The sequence below is a fragment of the Winslowiella sp. 2C04 genome, assembly GCF_050037805.1.
Taxonomy (GTDB): Bacteria; Pseudomonadota; Gammaproteobacteria; order Enterobacterales; family Enterobacteriaceae; genus Erwinia; species Erwinia toletana_A.
Window position 1 is genome coordinate 537,782 of record NZ_CP188300.1, and the last position, 17,725, is coordinate 555,506.

The 17,725-nt window shown below is 52.5% G+C and carries 25 protein-coding genes; 20 read left to right on the forward strand and 5 right to left on the reverse strand.

Translation table 11 applies throughout. The annotated features are described in order from the left end of the window. Positions 1 to 77: 77 nt before the first annotated feature. The 3 genes from ACP3TC_RS02330 to ACP3TC_RS02340 form a co-directional block, all read right to left on the reverse strand. The gene (locus tag ACP3TC_RS02330; RefSeq protein ID WP_313857810.1) at positions 78 to 434 is read right to left on the reverse strand and encodes a hypothetical protein; all 357 of its coding nucleotides are present in this window, start codon (positions 432 to 434) and stop codon (positions 78 to 80) included. 338 nt (positions 435 to 772) lie between these two features. Next, entirely contained in the window at positions 773 to 1,807 is a 1,035-nt protein-coding gene (locus ACP3TC_RS02335; protein ID WP_426817440.1) for a phage integrase, read from the reverse strand. Continuing rightward, a complete protein-coding gene (locus ACP3TC_RS02340; RefSeq protein ID WP_426817441.1) occupies positions 1,807 to 2,385 on the reverse strand; it encodes a phage repressor protein CI in 579 nt (192 codons plus the stop codon). The genes ACP3TC_RS02335 and ACP3TC_RS02340 overlap by 1 nt, the downstream gene beginning before the upstream one ends. A gap of 129 nt (positions 2,386 to 2,514) precedes the next feature. Here ACP3TC_RS02340 and ACP3TC_RS02345 point away from each other — a divergent pair, with 129 nt between their 5' ends. The 13 genes from ACP3TC_RS02345 (at position 2,515) to ACP3TC_RS02405 (ending at position 10,677) form a co-directional block, all read left to right on the forward strand. Then, positions 2,515 to 2,778: a hypothetical protein gene (locus tag ACP3TC_RS02345; RefSeq protein ID WP_045406986.1), complete on the forward strand. Its 264-nt coding sequence runs from the start codon at positions 2,515 to 2,517 to the stop codon at positions 2,776 to 2,778. 30 nt (positions 2,779 to 2,808) lie between these two features. Next, positions 2,809 to 3,318: a phage regulatory CII family protein gene (locus ACP3TC_RS02350; protein ID WP_015386351.1), complete on the forward strand. Its 510-nt coding sequence runs from the start codon at positions 2,809 to 2,811 to the stop codon at positions 3,316 to 3,318. Positions 3,319 to 3,325: 7 nt separating this feature from the next. Beyond that, the gene (locus tag ACP3TC_RS02355) at positions 3,326 to 3,526 is read left to right on the forward strand and encodes a phage filamentation protein Fil family protein (protein WP_032442472.1); all 201 of its coding nucleotides are present in this window, start codon (positions 3,326 to 3,328) and stop codon (positions 3,524 to 3,526) included. Then, complete coding sequence (locus ACP3TC_RS02360) at positions 3,490 to 3,831, forward strand: DUF5347 domain-containing protein (RefSeq protein ID WP_000963477.1); 342 nt, start codon at positions 3,490 to 3,492, stop codon at positions 3,829 to 3,831. Before ACP3TC_RS02355 ends, ACP3TC_RS02360 begins: the two co-directional genes overlap by 37 nt. A gap of 67 nt (positions 3,832 to 3,898) precedes the next feature. Next, the gene (locus tag ACP3TC_RS02365; protein ID WP_001744223.1) at positions 3,899 to 4,132 is read left to right on the forward strand and encodes a DUF2732 family protein; all 234 of its coding nucleotides are present in this window, start codon (positions 3,899 to 3,901) and stop codon (positions 4,130 to 4,132) included. Next, entirely contained in the window at positions 4,132 to 4,359 is a 228-nt protein-coding gene (locus ACP3TC_RS02370; RefSeq protein ID WP_013098805.1) for a TraR/DksA family transcriptional regulator, read from the forward strand. The genes ACP3TC_RS02365 and ACP3TC_RS02370 overlap by 1 nt, the downstream gene beginning before the upstream one ends. Next, positions 4,356 to 5,210, forward strand: a complete 855-nt coding sequence (locus tag ACP3TC_RS02375) for a DNA adenine methylase (RefSeq protein WP_426817442.1) — start codon at positions 4,356 to 4,358, stop codon at positions 5,208 to 5,210. Before ACP3TC_RS02370 ends, ACP3TC_RS02375 begins: the two co-directional genes overlap by 4 nt. Beyond that, the gene (locus ACP3TC_RS02380; protein WP_426817443.1) at positions 5,201 to 7,609 is read left to right on the forward strand and encodes a replication endonuclease; all 2,409 of its coding nucleotides are present in this window, start codon (positions 5,201 to 5,203) and stop codon (positions 7,607 to 7,609) included. Before ACP3TC_RS02375 ends, ACP3TC_RS02380 begins: the two co-directional genes overlap by 10 nt. Positions 7,610 to 7,770: 161 nt before the next feature. Further along, a complete protein-coding gene (locus ACP3TC_RS02385; RefSeq protein ID WP_048977490.1) occupies positions 7,771 to 7,959 on the forward strand; it encodes a hypothetical protein in 189 nt (62 codons plus the stop codon). Positions 7,960 to 7,970: 11 nt separating this feature from the next. Then, positions 7,971 to 8,204, forward strand: a complete 234-nt coding sequence (locus ACP3TC_RS02390) for a DinI family protein (protein WP_001217561.1) — start codon at positions 7,971 to 7,973, stop codon at positions 8,202 to 8,204. Between the two features lie 286 nt (positions 8,205 to 8,490). Further along, a complete protein-coding gene (locus tag ACP3TC_RS02395) occupies positions 8,491 to 8,709 on the forward strand; it encodes a hypothetical protein (protein WP_063812755.1) in 219 nt (72 codons plus the stop codon). Beyond that, complete coding sequence (locus ACP3TC_RS02400) at positions 8,709 to 9,551, forward strand: hypothetical protein (RefSeq protein ID WP_426817444.1); 843 nt, start codon at positions 8,709 to 8,711, stop codon at positions 9,549 to 9,551. Before ACP3TC_RS02395 ends, ACP3TC_RS02400 begins: the two co-directional genes overlap by 1 nt. 349 nt (positions 9,552 to 9,900) lie before the next feature. Continuing rightward, positions 9,901 to 10,677 carry a competence protein CoiA gene (locus ACP3TC_RS02405; RefSeq protein ID WP_426817445.1) on the forward strand — a complete coding sequence of 259 codons (777 nt, stop codon included), beginning with the start codon at positions 9,901 to 9,903 and terminating at the stop codon, positions 10,675 to 10,677. A gap of 47 nt (positions 10,678 to 10,724) precedes the next feature. Here the strand turns inward: ACP3TC_RS02405 and ACP3TC_RS02410 are convergent, their stop codons facing one another. Together ACP3TC_RS02410 and ACP3TC_RS02415 are read right to left on the reverse strand one after the other, a co-directional pair. Next, complete coding sequence (locus ACP3TC_RS02410; protein ID WP_426817446.1) at positions 10,725 to 11,780, reverse strand: phage portal protein; 1,056 nt, start codon at positions 11,778 to 11,780, stop codon at positions 10,725 to 10,727. Further along, positions 11,780 to 13,546 carry a terminase ATPase subunit family protein gene (locus tag ACP3TC_RS02415; RefSeq protein ID WP_426817447.1) on the reverse strand — a complete coding sequence of 589 codons (1,767 nt, stop codon included), beginning with the start codon at positions 13,544 to 13,546 and terminating at the stop codon, positions 11,780 to 11,782. Before ACP3TC_RS02415 ends, ACP3TC_RS02410 begins: the two co-directional genes overlap by 1 nt. A gap of 142 nt (positions 13,547 to 13,688) precedes the next feature. Between ACP3TC_RS02415 and ACP3TC_RS02420 the strand changes: the two genes are divergently transcribed. The 7 genes from ACP3TC_RS02420 to ACP3TC_RS02450 all read left to right on the forward strand — a co-directional run bounded on the left by ACP3TC_RS02420 (position 13,689) and on the right by ACP3TC_RS02450 (position 17,723). Beyond that, the gene (locus ACP3TC_RS02420; RefSeq protein ID WP_426817448.1) at positions 13,689 to 14,522 is read left to right on the forward strand and encodes a GPO family capsid scaffolding protein; all 834 of its coding nucleotides are present in this window, start codon (positions 13,689 to 13,691) and stop codon (positions 14,520 to 14,522) included. Positions 14,523 to 14,537: 15 nt separating this feature from the next. Then, positions 14,538 to 15,599, forward strand: coding sequence for a phage major capsid protein, P2 family (locus ACP3TC_RS02425; RefSeq protein ID WP_426817449.1), 1,062 nt, complete (start codon positions 14,538 to 14,540; stop codon positions 15,597 to 15,599). A gap of 3 nt (positions 15,600 to 15,602) precedes the next feature. Then, complete coding sequence (gene gpM / locus ACP3TC_RS02430) at positions 15,603 to 16,253, forward strand: phage terminase small subunit (RefSeq protein WP_426817450.1); 651 nt, start codon at positions 15,603 to 15,605, stop codon at positions 16,251 to 16,253. A gap of 93 nt (positions 16,254 to 16,346) precedes the next feature. Next, the gene (locus ACP3TC_RS02435; RefSeq protein ID WP_426817451.1) at positions 16,347 to 16,811 is read left to right on the forward strand and encodes a head completion/stabilization protein; all 465 of its coding nucleotides are present in this window, start codon (positions 16,347 to 16,349) and stop codon (positions 16,809 to 16,811) included. Beyond that, entirely contained in the window at positions 16,811 to 17,014 is a 204-nt protein-coding gene (locus ACP3TC_RS02440) for a tail protein X (protein ID WP_000868184.1), read from the forward strand. The genes ACP3TC_RS02435 and ACP3TC_RS02440 overlap by 1 nt, the downstream gene beginning before the upstream one ends. Positions 17,015 to 17,017: 3 nt before the next feature. After that, positions 17,018 to 17,233: an HP1 family phage holin gene (locus ACP3TC_RS02445; protein WP_000171565.1), complete on the forward strand. Its 216-nt coding sequence runs from the start codon at positions 17,018 to 17,020 to the stop codon at positions 17,231 to 17,233. Next, entirely contained in the window at positions 17,214 to 17,723 is a 510-nt protein-coding gene (locus ACP3TC_RS02450) for a lysozyme (protein WP_001069919.1), read from the forward strand. The genes ACP3TC_RS02445 and ACP3TC_RS02450 overlap by 20 nt, the downstream gene beginning before the upstream one ends. Positions 17,724 to 17,725 lie beyond the last annotated feature (2 nt).

Genomic DNA, 17,725 nt, shown 5'->3' on the forward strand with positions numbered 1-17,725 from the left:
TTAAATGGCGGGAATTATCCCGCCATTTTTTTTAATGATGCTAACGTGAGGATTACGGAATGTTTTAAATGTTTTAATTACCAACTCAGCGTTTCATTACTGGCTTTAAGATTCTGATCGTACATCATGCTTAGAGTTGAATAATTACACATATCAATCGCTCCCTCGCAATAATCTGCAATCACCTTATCGAGGATCTTTTTGTTATTAGCCTGCGTTAGTTTTTTAAAAGCGTTAAGGTTTTGTTTTTCCATCATGCGGAGGGTCGTGTCCTGGCACATATCAATGGCCCCCTCGCAATAATCTTTTTTGACTTGAGTCTGAATAAAATCGATTACCTCCTGCTTCTGCGCTTCTGAACCATCAAAATCCATCGGATTTACAAAGCCCGCGTTTGCGTAGAAAGTGGCAGTCAACAGTACAAAACCCAGCATATTTTTCACTCAAATTTCCTTTTTAAAGAAGTAAAACATGTATCAGCGCGTAATAATTTTAGCATTAACATGTTTTGTAATCATTGATCTGCACAGGCACGCTGGAGTGTTGGAGGGGGTGGCATAAAGTGTGCGGAGAGATATCGCTACTCAGAAATGGGGGAAATAAGAATCATTCATTAGACTGGCTTATTATAGGATTTCAAATCTAAACTTTGGTGGTCCTTCTGCTGGACTTGAACCAGCGACCAAGCGATTATGAGTTCATACAGCATCAACCGAAAATCAATAGTTTGCATTATTTATCATTGACATAGGTTGTCATTGTTTGCCACTAATTACCCATTATCCGCCATTTCTACCGCCACTTTATCGCCACTCATCGCCAATGGGTTTAGCTTAACAGCATCTTCTAAATGGTCAGGGGCAAAGTGGGCATATCGCATCGTCATTTTAATATCAGTATGGCCGAGGACGCGTTGCAGGACCAGAATATTACCACCATTCATCATAAAGTGACTGGCGAAGGTGTGACGCAGAACGTGGGTCAGTTGCCCTGCCGGTAATTCGATGCCTGTTCTCTCAAGAGCAGACCTAAACGCGCCATAACAATCACTAAATAGCCGACCTGCTCGGTCATCTGGTAGGGTATTAAATAGCTCCTTGCTAATAGGGACGGTGCGGTTTTTTTTGCCCTTCGTGTTGATATAAGTGATTTTGAAATTTGTGAGCTGACTTTTTTTTAATTGTTCGGCTTCAGACCAACGTGCGCCAGTCGCAAGGCAAATTTTTACCACATTGACCAAATCCTGATTTTCATGGCGCTGGCATTCAGCAAGCAGTACGGCGATCTGTTCCTGATTTAGCCAGGCCATTTCCATTTCTTCAGTGCGGAAAGGGCGCATATTTTTTAGCGGGTTTTCTCCTTTCCATTCGCCAAGCCGATTAAGCTCATTGAACACTGCGCGAAAGTAGGCCAGCTCAAGATTAAGTGTTCGAGGCGATACCTCTTTAACCCTATTTGAACGGGCATATTCACCCTTTAGCCTCTTTTCCCTGTAGCGGGAAAACATCTGCGCATCGAAATCGCGTGCGAGCGGTTCGCCCATACACTCAAAAGCATGTTGCATCGCTAACTGGCGTTTGAGACCGTCTTTGAGGGTAATACCGTGAGCGCTATACCATGAGTCAATTAGGTCTTTTAACGTGCGTCTGTCTTCCTTTTCTTCCTGCCACGGGTTTTGTACTGTGTACTGTTCAAACGCCAGCGCCTCGCCTTTGGTGGCGAATTTCTTTCTGATGCGTTTGCCTTTTGCCCCGTTCGGATAAAGCTCGCAAATCCAACCGCCAGCAGGGTTTTTACGGATCGCCATCAGTTAACCTCACTGTAGATACCCACCACTCGACCAATCAGTTTTATCTCATCAAAGCCGCATTCAAAGGGCACTTTCCCACCTGCAACGTGGAGTTTCTTACCGGGGAGAATGGTTAACTCGCGAATGCTGTTTGCTCCTTCAATATCTACCAACCATAGGCCATCGGAATGTGGGGAATCTTGATCAACAAAATGCAACTTTCCTTCTGCTCGAACTGCAATCCCTTTTGATATCTGCGTACTCAAAATATTAGGGTCAATGCTCAATATGGAATTTTTCTCAAGAACACCATCCTTGAGAATATAAAGATCCATTTTTTTAGGATCAGTGATTGAAGGGCTGGTTTCGAATTGTTCCCCCTCCCCGGTCAGAATCCACCTGAGACTTGCACCAGTTTCAAGCGAGCAGAACGCCGCTAGATCGTAAGAGATAGTGCCGCGTGTGTATCGGTTCTGCAGGGAACTTGGTGACATTTCAAAGTGATTTGCGAGCTGCAATTTTTGGGTGAAGCCATAAACAGAGATGATCCTGTTAAGGATAGTTAGAGGCTCAAAAGTGTTTTTGTTTATGCTCATTAGTGTTTTCCATGTTGACCAATGCTCAAAAGTTAATTACATTGCTCATCAGTGAGGTGTGTATGTTGGCAAACATTGGGGAATGAGAGGCCAACATTGTCTAAAACAGTAAATAGGGAATCATGCATCATGGCTTCTGAAATCGCAATCATCAAAGTACCAGCCCCCATCGTTACCCTGCAGCAGTTTGCTGAGCTGGAAGGTGTCTCCGAGCGTACTGCTTATCGCTGGACAACTGGTGATAATCCTTGCGTGCCAATTGAACCGCGCACAATACGTAAAGGTTGTAAAAAAGCCGGTGGTCCCATCCGCATTTACTACGCACGTTGGAAAGAAGAGCAAATGCGTAAAGCTCTGGGTCATTCACGTTTTCAACTTGTTATTGGTTCGTAATTCACTTTATGGCAAAGGTAAGGGGGGATCATGTTTGATTATCGTGTTTCCAAACATCCGCATTTTGACGAAGCCTGCCGGGCTTTTGCGCTGCGTCACAACATGGCGAAGCTGGCAGAACGCGCGGGAATGAACGTCCAGACGCTGCGTAACAAGCTGAACCCGGAGCAACCGCATCAGCTCACGCCGTCGGAAATCTGGCTGCTTACCGATCTTACTGAGGACTCCACGCTGGTTGACGGCTTTCTGGCTCAGATTCACTGCTTGCCATGCGTGCCGATGAACGAAGTGGCAAAAGAGAAGCTACCGCATTACGTCATGAGCGCTACTGCTGAAATCGGACGTGTTGCCGCTGGTGCCGTATCGGGTGATGTGAAAACCACCGCAGGCCGCCGCGATGTTATCAGCAGCATTAACTCTGTTACTCGTCTGATGGCACTGGCTGCCGTTTCGATGCAGGCGCGTTTGCAGGCTAACCCTGCGATGGCAAGCGCGGTGGATACCGTGACGGGCCTCGGCGCTTCGTTTGGTCTGATCTGAGGTGGTTATGCTGACTAAAGAACCATCTTTCGCGTCACTTCTCGTAAAGCAAAGCCCGGCAATGCACTACGGTCACGGATGGATCATGGGCAAGGATGGCAAACGCTGGCACCCGTGCCGCTCTCAGGATGAACTGCTGGCTGACCTGTCCACAACCAAACAGGGGAAATCATGGCTATTGAAGGCGCTACGGCGACTGTTCCATTAAGCCCCGGTGAACGCCTGGACGGACTAAACCATATTGCGGAATTGAGGGCTAAAGTGTTTGGTCTGAATATTGAGCCGGAGCTTGAAAGGTTTATTAAAGATATGCGCGATCCACGCGACGTAAATAATAAACAGAATGAGCGGGCACTGGCAGCCATTTTTTATATGGCAAAAATTCCGGCAGAACGTCACGGCGTCAATATTAGTGATCTGACTACTGACGAAAAGCGGGAACTGGTGAAAGCAATGAATCATTTTCGTGCAGTGGTGAGCTTATTTCCAAAGCGGCTAACCATGCCGAATTAATCCACAACAGAAATTAATGGCGTAAACCCGCCGGGCTTCTTATTGCCCCAATTCAGGAGAAACAACTATGCGAAATATTGAAACCCGTACCACTAAAACAGGACCAGATGATGCTGGACTCAACCTGCTGCTGACTGAGGCACGCAAAGAAGAACGCCGGGGACGCGCAGATGTGATGGCTGCGCGTCTGGATTCTTTAGCTGCCCGTATCGTGTCACGTCAGCTTAACCACACGGAAGCGGCTGAGCTGCTGCGTCAGGAAGCTGTGAAGATTCAGAACGAAGCGCAGGAGATCCACTAATGGCTGATTCAATGGACCTCGTACAGCAGCGCGTTGAAGAAGAACGCCAGCGCCACATCCACACCGCCCGCAATAAAGCACCGGGCGTTTCCCGTGTTCTCTGCATTGATTGTGATGCGCCGATCCCGCCAGCTCGCCGCCGCGCCATTCCGGGCGTGCAGTGCTGCGTCACTTGTCAGGAAATCGCAGAGCTGAAAGGCAAACACTACAACGGGGGTGCTGTATGAGCACTATCCTGAAATGGGCGGGAAATAAAACCGCCATCATGCCGGAACTGATTAAGCACCTTCCTGCTGGCCCGCGACTGGTTGAACCTTTCGCGGGTTCATGCGCTGTAATGATGGCGACAGACTATCCTCATTATCTTGTCGCGGATATTAACCCTGATTTAATAAATCTATATCGTGACATAGCAACAGACGCATCTGCTTTTATTGAGCGTGCCAAACATCTGTTTAAAGTCTTTAATAGTGAAGATGGTTATTATGATAGCCGTGATTCATTCAATTACGATAAAGACCCTGAATGGCGCGCGCCGCTTTTTTTATTCTTAAATCGTCACTGTTACCGTGGGCTTTGCCGTTATAACAAAAAGGGAGAGTTTAACGTCCCTTACGGTAATTATAAAAATCCTTATTTCCCGGAAAGCGAAATCCGCGCTTTTGCAGCGAAAGCCATTCGCGCAACGTTCATTTGTGCCAGCTACGACGAAACGTTGGCCTTATTGGTGCCTGGCGATGTTGTTTATTGCGACCCGCCTTATGACGGTACTTTCACTGATTATCATACCGCCGGGTTTACTGAGGATGATCAGTATCATCTGGCGTCTATTCTTGAGCGCCGGTCATCAGAAGGTCATCCGGTTATCGTGTCCAACAGCGACACGTACCTGACCCGTTCGCTTTATCGTAATTTTACCCGCCATCGCATCACTGCAAAGCGCAGCATGGGTGTGGCTGCCGGTGAGAGTAAATCTGCAGCAGAAATCATCGCCACAAAATCAGCAGGCTGGTTTGGCGTCGATTTGGCATCCGGCCCAGATATCTCGGTGGAAACTGAGGTGCGGGTGTGGCAGTGAGTAAATTCACATTACATATTGCACCAACCGCCGGCGGCTCGAATGAGGCCGCCGTGGCCTTTTCATGGAATAACCCCAAAAAAGCGGTTAACCCATATCTGGACCCGGCGGAAGTTGCGCCGGAGTCCGCGCTTTCAAACCTGATCGCTCTTTACGCTGCGGATAACGAGCAGGAACAGCTGCGCCGTGAGGTGTTGAGTGATGAGGTCTGGGAACGCTATTTCTTCAATGAATCCCGTGATCCAGTCCAGCGTGAAATGGAGCAGGACCGGCTGATTAGCCACGCCAAAATGGCGCGCGAGCAGCAGCGTTTTAATCCCGATCTGGTCATTCTGTCTGACGTTAACGCCATGCCGTCCCATATCAGCAAGCCTCTGCTGGAGCGGATTAAATATTTCCATAGTCTGGGCAGAGCAAAAGCCTATTCCCGCTACCTGCGCGAAACCATCAGGCCGTGTCTTGAGCGGCTGGAGCGCGTGCGTGACAGTCAGGTGTCTGCCTCTTTCCGGTTCATGGCGAGTCATGACGGGCTGGAGGGGCTGCTGGTACTGCCTGAAATGAATCAGGATCAGGTCAAGCGCCTTTCCACGCTGGTTGCGGCACATATGAGCATGTGTCTCGATGCGGCCTGCGGTGATCTGTTTGTCAGCGATGATGTAAAACCAGAGGAAATCCGCCAGGCATGGGAAAGGGTTGCTGCAGAAGCCATGCGCCTTGAGGTCATCCCGCCAGCGCTTGAGCAGTTACGCCGCAAAAAGCACCGCCGCAGGCCGGTGCCTTATGAACTGATCCCATCATCGCTGGCGCGTATGCTGTGCGCGGACTGGTGGTATCGCAAATTGTGGCAGATGCGCTGCGAGTGGCGGGAGGAACAGCTGCGTGCCGTTTGCCTGGTCAACAAAAAAGCGTCCCCGTATGTCAGCTATGAAGCCGTGATCCACAAACGCGAGCAGCGCCGCAAATCGCTGGAGTTCTTCCGCTCGCATGAGCTGGTCAACGAAGACGGCGACACGCTGGACATGGAAGACGTGGTGAACGCCAGCAACAGCAACCCGGCACACCGCCGTAATGAAATGATGGCCTGCGTTAAGGGGCTGGAGCTGATAGCGGAAATGCGCGGAGACTGCGCGGTGTTCTATACCATCACCTGCCCGTCACGCTTCCACGCAACGCTCAACAACGGCAGACCTAATCCGAAGTGGACCAACGCTACCGTCCGGCAGAGCAGTGACTATCTGGTTGATACGTTCGCCGCTTTCCGCAAGGCCATGCACAAGGCCGGGATGCGATGGTATGGCGTCCGCGTGGCAGAGCCGCACCATGACGGCACCGTGCACTGGCATCTTCTGTGCTTCATGCGCAAAAAAGACCGCCGTTCAATCACTGCGATGCTGCGCAAGTTTGCCATCCGTGAAGACCGCGAGGAACTGGGCACCAATACCGGGCCGCGCTTCAAGTCCGAACTAATCAACCCGCGCAAGGGCACGCCTACCAGCTACATCGCCAAATACATCAGCAAGAACATAGACGGGCGCGGGCTGGCTAAAGAAATCAGCAAAGAAACCGGCAGATCACTGCGTGACAGTGCCGAGCATGTAACCGCCTGGGCGTCACTGCACCGTGTCCAGCAGTTCCGTTTCTTTGGTATTCCGGGGCGTCAGGCATACCGCGAGCTGCGCTTGCTGGCTGGTCAGGCGACGAGAGTGCAGGGCGAACGCAAAGCGGGCGCACCGGTACTAGATAACCCGCGTCTGGATGCGGTACTGGCGGCTGCAGATGCGGGCTGCTTTGCCACCTACATCATGAAGCAGGGCGGTGTACTGGTTCCCCGCAAACATCACCTTGTCCGCACGGCATATGAGCTTAACGACGAACCGAGCGCCTACGGCGATCACGGTATTCGTATCTATGGCATCTGGTCCCCGATTGCAGAGGGCAAGATTTGCACGCACGCGGTGAAGTGGAAAAAGGTTCGTAAGGCCGTTGACGTTCAGGAGGCGGCAGCCGACCAGGGCGCTTGCGCCCCTTGGACTCGTGGCAATAACTGTCCCCCTGTTGAAAATCTGAACAAATCAGGGGGGGATTTACCCGATATGAAAACCATGGATGAGAAGGAGCTGCAGGAATATCTCCACAGCATGGGCCAGAAGGAACGGCGGGAGCTGACAGCCAGGCTAAGGCTGGTAAAACCGAAGCGGAAAAAAGCATACAAACAGACTATTTCGGATCAGCAGCGCCTGCAGCTTGAGGCAGAACTGAATTCCAGAGGGTTCGATGGTAGCGAGTCAGAGATTGACCTGCTTCTGCGCGGCGGCAGTATTCCGTCAGGTGCCGGGCTGCGTATTTTTTACCGCAACCACCGTCTGCAGGAAGATGACAAATGGCGTCAGTGGTACTGATGCCGCAGCTTTAACAATTCTTGCGCTTATTGATCCGCATCAGAGCGATCTAATTGACAGATAAAAAACGTTTTACATTCGCTAAAACCCATTATACTGTATTTATAACCAGTGGGTATACATACAGTTATTGTGTGTCCGTAGTAGTGATAGGAGGGAAAATGCAGGATTATCTTTTGGAGTCGTTGAAACTCCAGCGCATTGATTTTTTTATCAAGCTTGTAGCGGCTAGTGAGTGTAGCGACGAAGAAAAGCGGCTGGCTATCCAGTGGGTGTCCGAAATGACCGACGAGCTGATGGCGAAAATCCGCAGCCATGAATACTGTCGGTCAATGGACGTCACCAGTTAAGGGGGATCTGTATGCGCATTGAAATAATGATCGATAAAGAGCAGAAGATTAGCCAGGCTACACTGGACGCCCTTGAATCCGAGCTTTACCGTAATTTGCGCCCTCTGTATCCCAAAACAGCAATTCGTATCCGTAAGGGCAGCGCCAATGGCGTTGAGCTGAGCGGGTTAAAGCTGGATGAAGACAAAAAGCGAGTGATGGAAATAATGCAGCAGGTCTGGGAGGACGACAGCTGGTTACATTAGCGAACGTTGCGGACGATAAAACTGGTTTTTACCGTCCGCAAGGTTGAACAACGAGCCACGCGAGGCGTTAGAAATTGTCTTTGTTAGTGCCTACTTCTCATAAGAGGCACTATATATGCTAAATGCAGTGGTTTAAGGCAGAAACATCTTGCGCGATTAGGGGCAATGAACTTAAGTTAAGTAACGCAACCAACAGTTAAAACGGTTGTCTTAGTTATAAGGAATTTGCAGTTGTGGTTGCTGGTGACGAAGTGTACACTTCCGCGCCATATAAGAAGGAGGGGTTATGTCAAGTATCGCCGCATTGAGGCTGGGTAATCCAGTTGAACGTTTGGCACGGGTTCTGAAAGAGAACCAGGACAAGCTCAATCTGAGTAAAGATGGTTTTGTGTCCGTAGATTTGTCCAACGAAGAAGCTATGAAAGCCATCAGAGATCAGATGGATAAGCTTGAAGGCATCAAAACGAGCACTGTCAAAGCAAAATATTATTACAGAACCCGATAATGGCAACATTACTTTTAGCAGTGATTTTGGTTAGTGGTTTTATATATGTAAACCTATCACTTTCAACACGTTACAGATATAAGCGTTCCAATGGCTGGGACGCTTATTTTTTTGTGGCTGCATGGGGAATTGTATTTTTCCTCGCTGGCGGCTTCCTTACCTTCGCTCTTAACATCAGTGGTGGGTTTCGCTGGCTTTCCAATGCGCTGAATCTGACTCCAGACAGCTTTAACGGGATGTTATCCACCACAACCGATAAACCGCAGCGCATCAATGAAATTAAGCAGATCGCGTGGGTTGTGATTTCAATAGTTCTGGCGGCCCTGTTCGGTTGGCTAAACAAACGGCGTACTTCAAAGGGGGATCGCCGTTGGGATGCACTGGCAAAGGCAGTGGGAAACAATGCTTTTGAATCACTGCTCATGGAAGCATCAGCTCGCCAGTTTCCTATCATTGCTACGCTTTCATCACGCAAAATCTATGTAGGGCTGGTGACGTGTCCGGCGCTGGAAAATGGATTGTCGGAACACCTTGAAATTCTACCCATGCTGAGCGGATATCGTGACAAAGACGACCTAACGATAAATATCACGACAAACTATCATCAGCACTATCTCGAAAGCGGTGTTATCGGTGGGATGTCGCGCCTGAATATCCAGGATTTCCGTGTGCTGATCCCTAAAGACGAAGTTGAAACCATCTCGTTTTTTGATACTGAAACGTATAACAAATTTAAAGAAGACGAAGCGCGTGACCGGAAAGACTGCCGCAAGTTGGGTGGTAAAAAGCCATCCACACGCAGGAGAAGGACTGCTGGCGACGCAGAGCAGGGTAGTGCATGACTATGCTGCATGAATCCGCATGATCGTTTGAGGATCGTTTTTGCTGAGGCCCGCCAGAACTGGCGGGCTTTTGCTTATGTCATGCAGGTGCATGAAAACCACTACACAAAGCGGGCAGGCGTGGCGGGGATACGAGCGCGCGCAACGGGGTGAAATGGCAAAAATCCGGCGCAATCTCCGGCACGCTGTCGGCTTTAATTGGTGAGGGGGAGGAATGGGCGCAAAAAAAGAAATGCCCCGCAGAATGCGATCTATACACGCAGAATCGCGTATAACTCTTAAGCTATGATTGACGTACAATTTTACAGGAAGTATTAAAGTCTCATGTTCATTTTTTCAGGATGATGACATGCTAGCTGGTACGCGAAGTGCGACGAACGGAAAGGTTTTTGCGAAAGACTGCGAAAAAGAGGAAGGGCCATTTTTTTGCATTGGATGCAAGAAAGAATTGGTTTTAAAGAAGGGGCGAATTAAGGTTCATCACTTTGCCCATAAACCCCCATTTTCTTGCAACAGAGGTCAGGGTGAGACTGAAAAACACCGAGAGTGCAAAGAATCTATTTATAAATTGTTGCTTTCAATGCCGAATGTTAGAGATGTTGACATAGAGCATGATCTTGGTAGTGCGGTAGCTGATGTGTATGCTGTGATAAACAATGTTCCAGTCGCTATTGAAGTACAGCGCAGCATTCTTACAGTAAATGAAATAACAAGACGCACCAAAGAATATCAACGTTTAGGTGTACATGTGCTGTGGCTGTCACTGTTCAGCACGCGACTTGTTGAAGATCGCTTTAGCCCGTCAGCGTGGGAAAAGTGGTGTCATGCTACCTATTATGGCAGGGTATATTATTGGGTTTCTGGATTAGATGTGATCCCATATCATTTTTCTGATTATAAATTATATGTTGAAGAAAGCACATGGTATGAGTCGGGTGGGAATGAGAGAAGCGCAGGTGGATACTATAAATTTTCAAAACGTTATAAAACGCCACTCGCTGGGCAAACAGTAAATATAGCGAAAGACTTTTCGCCAAAAAGAAAAACTGCATGGAATAGTAAGACTATTTATATACCAGAATGTAGTATTTACTTGGATGGACAGTCAGCGTGGTGGAGTAAATAAGAATTGTTAATATAAAGGCAGCAGCAATTGCTGCTGCCTTTATTATATTAATCGTTGCGCTTGTCTTCTGTCAGGCCCAGCGTGTACGGCTCAAAGCGGATCACTTCTTCGCCCAGCCAGTCGTTAAGTTCCTGCAGTCGCTTCTGCAGCGGCATCAGCTCGTTGCGGACAAAGACGCGGCTGGCCTTTTCCACATCACCAAAGCCGCCGGTATTGTTGGGAATAATGCCCATCATCTGCGGCGGTACGCGGTGCGCTGCCATCATGTCATCGCGGCTCACGTTCTTGATGTTCAGAAACTCATCTTTCGCCGCAACCTCTGATAACGGGATGATCTGGATGCCGTCCTTTTTGCCGTTGGGCGAATACATAAACAGGTTGCGGAAGTTGCCCGGCCCTTTGGCGCTTTTCATTGCCTGGCGGATGTTGTTCACGTCCTCCTGATTCTGTGCTGCGTCGGTCATGTACATGATGAAACCCGCGTGGCTGCCGTTGATGTAATACTTCCGGCGGAACAGCGTTGCGGACTCGTTGAGCAGGGTTGACGGAATGGCGGAGAGATAGCCGGGCAGCCCGTAAATCTCCTGGTTAATATCCGGCTCAAGCAGATGAAAGATGTTGCCCTGCGTAAATTCATAGGGCTGCGTGGTCAGGCCATACTGCACAAACCAGTAGGTGTCGAGGTCCACGCCTCGCCGTGTGTACTTCGCAAGTGCTGGCTCCAGCGATAGAACGCCACCGAGCCGGTTGGTGCGCTTTTCCAGGTAGGCATTGCCGAATACCAGATAGTCCTGGACGAAACGGGCAAAAGCCTGCTGGCTGAGCAGGCGGTGCGGGATGTAAGTACTGCTGAGAATGTCACGCTTCACAGCAATTGGTGAGCTGTGGTGCACGGCGGCGCGATAGGTGCGCGCCAGGCCGTCAAAACTAACCGGCGGCTCATACCAGCGGTCCATCTGCACGCATTCCACATAGTCCAGCAGCTCTCGGCGGTCCAGTACCGGGATCGGGTCGCCAAAGCTGAATGCTTCTGCAGATACGCCGCTGCTCTGTTGAACGTTGCTCTGTTTAGCTGCAGCGCGGTTTTTATTCCTCTTTCCCATCAAAAAATCTCCACAATGTTGCTGGTATTGGCGGCTTCGCCCTGCAGCGGTTCGTTAAACAGTGCGTGCATCGTTGCCCAGGCCAAATCTGCGTGGCTGGCTTCTTCGCTGCGGCTGGCTTCATAGGTCGGGCGGTTGCCGCTGGCGGTGGTGGCCCGGCGGATAGCCATAAAGGACTGAGCAATGTCGGTGTGTCCGGCGTCAAACTCCAGACGGCGGTGGCTGATAATGTCGTATGCCTTGAGCACCAGGGCGTTTTTGACGTTGGGGTTGTAGACAAACTCCCGCACCGCAGGAAAGAACGCTTTCACGTTCTCGTAGACACCGTGACCGACACCGGTCGAATCGATGCCGATATAGGTCACGTTGTACTGCTGCGTCAGCTTTTTGATGGCGTCAGCCTGGGCGCGGAAGTCCATCCCGCGCCACTGGTGCCGCTCAAGAATGCGGAACTTGCCGCCCGGTACGGCTGGCGGTGCCACCACCACGCACCCGGCACTGTCACCGTTCTGCGTGCCTTTCGCCGGGTCGTATCCGATCCAGACTTCGCGCCAGCCAAACGGGCGGAGCGCCAGCGCCTGAAAATCTGCCCACACTTCCCAACTGTCCACCATGCACGCCTGCAGTTCGCTGAGCGGGAACACCGACGCCAAATCGTCAATAAATTCGCACATCAGCAGGTTCTGGTATTCGTCCGGGCTGTACTCCATGCGCAGCTGGTCGAGGTCGAACAGATTACAACCGCCGCACACCGCATCCTCCACGGTGACGATCTGGCGATACTGTCCGTCCGGGCAGAGCACGCCGCGCGCAAGGTTGCTGTGGGTCAGGTCAATGTCCACCTTGTCCGCTTTGGCGCGGCCCCTGTTGAACAGCGCGCCGGACCAGAACGGATAGGCGCTGTGGGTCAGGCTGGACGGCGTGGAGAAGTAGGTTTGTCGCCATTTCTTGTGAATGGCCATGCCGGAGGCAACCTTGCGCAGCTCCTGGAATTTCGGTATCCAGAAATACTCATCAAGGTACAGGTTGCCGTGGTAGCTCTGCGCCGTGCGGGCGTTGGTGCCGAGGAAGTACAGGCACGCACCGTTGCTGAGGGTCATCGGGTCGCCTTTCAGCTCAACATCCACCTCTTTTGCAAAGTCGATGATGTACTGCTTAAAGACGTGCGCCTGCGCCTTACTGGCTGAGAGGAAAATCTGGTTGCGCCCTGTGGTGATGGCATCAATCAGCGCCTCACGGGCAAAAAAGTATGTTGCCCCGATCTGGCGTGATTTAAGCAGGTTGCGAATGCGGTGTTTTACGCCCGCCTGCCACCAGTGGCGCTGATATTCAAACATGCCGTTGCGGAAGATTTCTTCCAGCTTTTCGGTCTGTTCATCAGTGAAAACATTCTTTTCGGGCTGGCGGCGTGGTCCTTTGTTACGGTTGGCAACGTTCGGGTTTAAGTCTGCTTCGTTCCCGCCATCGTTAAATTTACCGATTCGGGCGTGGCGCTCTGACTGACGCGCCAGCAGGTCAATTTCCTTGAAGTCTTTCCCTTCTTTCTGCTCCTTCATAATGAGCTGGCAGTAACGTGCGGCGGTGGTGAGCTGCATCTGATCCAGCGGCCCATAGTCGCCCCACTTGTCGCGCTTCTTCCAGCTGTGAACGGTTGCAACTTTCTCGCCCAGCATTTCAGCAATGCGGGCTACGCGGTATCCCTGAAAGTACAGCAGCATGGCCTGCCGACGGGGATCGAGGTCTGCGGGGGTCAGTGTCGTGTTCATGGCCCAAACATACGGCCTTGCCTGACGGCTTTCCCCGGCTGCGGTTTGTGTGGTTTACCGTACAAGTGCCGCGCGTTGTTTCACTCCCCCCATCACCGCAAACATAAGGCTCCAGTAAGTTATTTCTAACGGAGCACGGCTCATGACAGTGAAAGCAAAGCGTTTCCGTATCGGGGTGGAAGGTGCCACCACTGACGGGCGCGAAATCCAGCGTGAATGGCTGGTACAGATGGCTGCCAGCTATAACCCGACGGTCTATACCGCGCTGATTAACCTTGAGCACATCAAGTCTTATCTGCCGGACAGCACCTTTAACCGCTACGGCAGGGTGACGGGGCTGGTAGCAGAAGAAATCAAGGACGAGCCGCTGGCGGGCAAGATGGCGCTTTATGCCGATATCGAACCCACGGACGCCCTGGTGGAACTGGTGAAAAAAGGCCAGAAGCTTTTCACCTCCATGGAGGTCAGCACAAAGTTTGCCGACACCGGCAAAGCCTACCTTGTGGGGCTGGGTGCGACGGACGATCCGGCGAGCCTTGGCACCGAAATGCTGGCATTCAGCGCCAGCGCCGCGCATAACCCGCTGGCGAACCGTAAGCAGAACCCTGAAAACCTGTTTTCGGAAGCGGTTGAAACGCTGATCGAACTGGAAGAAGCCCAGGACGAAAAGCCGTCCCTCTTTGCCCGCGTCACCGCGCTGTTCACCAAAAAAGAGCAGACCGATGAGGCGCGTTTCTCCGACGTGCATAAAGCCGTGGAACTGGTCGCCACCGAGCAGCAGAACCTGAGCGAGCGCACGGATAAATCCCTGTCAGAACAGGACAAGCGCCTTTCTGAGCTGGAGTCCTCCCTGCAGGAGCAGCAGACCGCCTTTGCCGAGCTTGAGAAAAAGCTGAGCAGCGAAGACAGCCGTAAAGACTACCGCCAGCGCGCGCCGGGCGGTGACGCACCGGCAGGCACCCTGACCAATTGCTGATGGAGCAAAAACCCGATGAAAAAGAAAACCCGCTTTGCCTTTAACGCTTACCTGCAGCAGCTGGCGCGCCTGAACGGTGTGGAGATTGAAGAACTCTCCAGTAAGTTCACCGTAGAGCCGTCCGTGCAGCAGACTCTGGAAGACCAGATCCAGCAGTCCGCCGCTTTCCTGACGCTGATTAACATCACGCCGGTCACTGAGCAGTCCGGGCAGCTGCTGGGGCTGGGCGTTGGCAGCACCATTGCCGGAACCACCGATACTACCACCAAAGAGCGCGAGCCTACCGATCCGACGCTGATGGAAGACGTGGAATACAAATGCGAACAGACCAACTTTGACACGGTGCTGACCTACGCAAAACTGGACCTGTGGGCGAAGTTCCAGGACTTCCAGGTGCGTATCCGCAACGCCATCGTCAAGCGTCAGGCGCTGGACCGCATCATGATCGGCTTTAACGGCGTGAAGCGTGCCAAAACCTCCAGCCGTGCTGAAAACCCGCTGCTGCAGGACGTCAATAAAGGCTGGCTGCAGAAAATCCGCGAAGACGCGCCTGATCACGTCATGGGCAGCACCACAAAAGACGGTGCAACGACTGCAGGCGCGGTCAAAGTGGGCAAGGGCGGCGACTATGCCAACCTGGACGCCGTGGTGATGGATGCCGTCAACGAGCTGATCGGCGCGGTTTATCAGGATGATGACGATCTGGTTGTCGTCTGCGGACGTGAACTGCTGTCTGACAAGTATTTCCCGCTGGTCAACAAAGAGCAGGACAACAGCGAGAAAATTGCCGCCGATCTGATCATCAGCCAGAAACGTATGGGCGGCCTGCAGGCCGTGCGTGCGCCTTACTTCCCTGCAAATGCCCTGCTGATCACCCGTCTGGATAACCTGTCCATCTACTGGCAGGAAGATACCCGCCGCCGTTCTGTTATCGACAACCCGAAACGTGACCGGATTGAAAACTTTGAGTCCGTCAACGAGGCGTATGTGGTCGAGGACTACCGCTGCGCGGCGCTGGTTGAAAACATCGAAATCGGTGATTTCAGCGCACCTGCCGCACCGGAAGGTGGGGAATAACGCATGAGCCTGAGTCCCGCACGGCAGCACCGCCTGCGCATTCAGGCCGAACAGGCCGCCCGTGAGGGTGGCAGTGTTCGCCATGCATCGGGCTATGACCTGATGCTGCTGCAGCTGGCAGAAGACCGTCGCCGCCTCAAGGGCGTCCAGTCCACGGTGAAAAAGGCGGAAATCAAGGTGGAGCTGCTGCCGAAATATTCCGCCTGGGCGGAGGGCGTGCTGGCTGCCGGAGGTGCGCAGCATGATGACGTGCTGATGTACGTGATGCTGTGGCGTATCGACGCCGGTGATTATGCCGGTGCGCTGGAAATCGGGCGTCATGCGCTGCGCCATGGCTGGGTGATGCCGCTGGGCAACCGTAACGTGCAGACCGTGCTGGCAGAAGAAATGGCAGACGCGGCGCAAAGCGCCCTGCTTGCCGCTGCTGGTTTTGATGCCGATCTGCTCCTGCAGACGCTGGACCTGACAACCGATCTGGATATGCCGGACCAGTCGCGGGCGCGCCTGCATAAAGCCATCGGCGCTGTACTGAGCGAAAGCAACCCAGCATCTGCCCTGAATCACCTTACCCATGCGCTGCAGCTCGATCCCCGCTGTGGCGTGAAAAAAGAAAAGCAGCAGCTGGAGCGCAAACTGCGCAATGACAGCCGCTAAAGAACGTGCCCCGCGCACGGGCGGCACGGGGTGGCGAAAGGCACTGCCACATCAAAACCCCGTCCACCGCCCACTTATTCAGGAGAAAGCCGCATGAAGTTTGTTGCGCCCGAACAGGCACCGGAACAGGAGGAGGTCATCAAAAATACGCCGTTCTGGCCTGATGTGGACCTGTCGGAATTTCGCAGTGTGATGCGCACTGATGGCACGGTGACGCAGCCGCGTTTAAAGCAGGTCGTGCTGACGGCGATCTCTGAGGTTAACGCTGAGCTGTACGACTTCCGCAACCGTCAACAGATGCTGGGCTGGCGGACACTTGCTGAGGTTCCCGCAGAAATGCTGGATGGCAAAAGCGAGCGTATCCAGCACTACCACAACGCTGTTTTTTGCTGGGCGCGCGCTGTGCTCAATGAGCGTTATCAGGACTATGACGCCACGGCGGCAGGCGTGAAGCGAGGGGAGGAGCTGGCGGAGGCCAGCGGCGATCTGTGGCGTGATGCCCGCTGGGCCATCAGCCGGGTGCAGGATGCACCGCACTGTACGGTGGAGCTTATCTGATGAAAGTGCGTGCGCATCAGTATGACACGGTGGACGCGCTTTGCTGGCGTCATTACGGGCGCACGCAGGGTGTCACTGAGCAGGTTCTGCAGGCAAATCCGGGGCTGGCTGAGTACGGCCCATTTTTACCGCACGGGCTGCAGGTGGAGCTGCCGGACATTACGGCGTCAACCACGGCGCAGACCGTCCAGCTATGGGACTGAATTATGACGCTTGAACGAATCAGCGCCTTTATCACTTACTGCATCGCCGTGCTGCTGGCATGGCTGGGAGATCTGTCGCTCAAGGATGCGTCAACGGTTGGCGGCGTACTGATTGGTGTGCTCATGCTGGCTATCAACTGGTACTACAAACACCAGTCTTTCAAATTGTTACGTGGCGGCAAAATTTCCCGGGGGGAATATGAATCCTTCAATCGTTAAGCGCTGCCTTGTCGGGGCGGTGCTGGCTATCGCCGCCACGCTGCCCGGTTTCCAGTCGCTTCATACCTCCGTCGAGGGGCTGAAACTGATTGCCGATTACGAGGGATGCCGCCTGCAGCCTTATCAGTGCAGCGCGGGCGTGTGGACCGACGGGATCGGCAATACATCTGGTGTGGTGCCGGGCAAAACCATCACGGAACGGCAGGCGGCGCAGGGACTTATCACCAATGTGCTGCGCGTAGAGAGGGCGCTGGATAAATGTGTGGTGCAGCCGATGCCGCAAAAGGTCTATGACGCGGTGGTGTCGTTTGCTTTCAACGTGGGCACCGGCAACGCCTGCAGCTCCACGCTGGTTAAGTTGCTGAACCAGCGGCGCTGGGCGGATGCCTGCCATCAGCTGCCGCGCTGGGTGTATGTCAAAGGTGTGTTTAATCAGGGGCTGGACAACCGCCGCGCGCGGGAAATGGCCTGGTGCTTAAAAGGAGCATAACG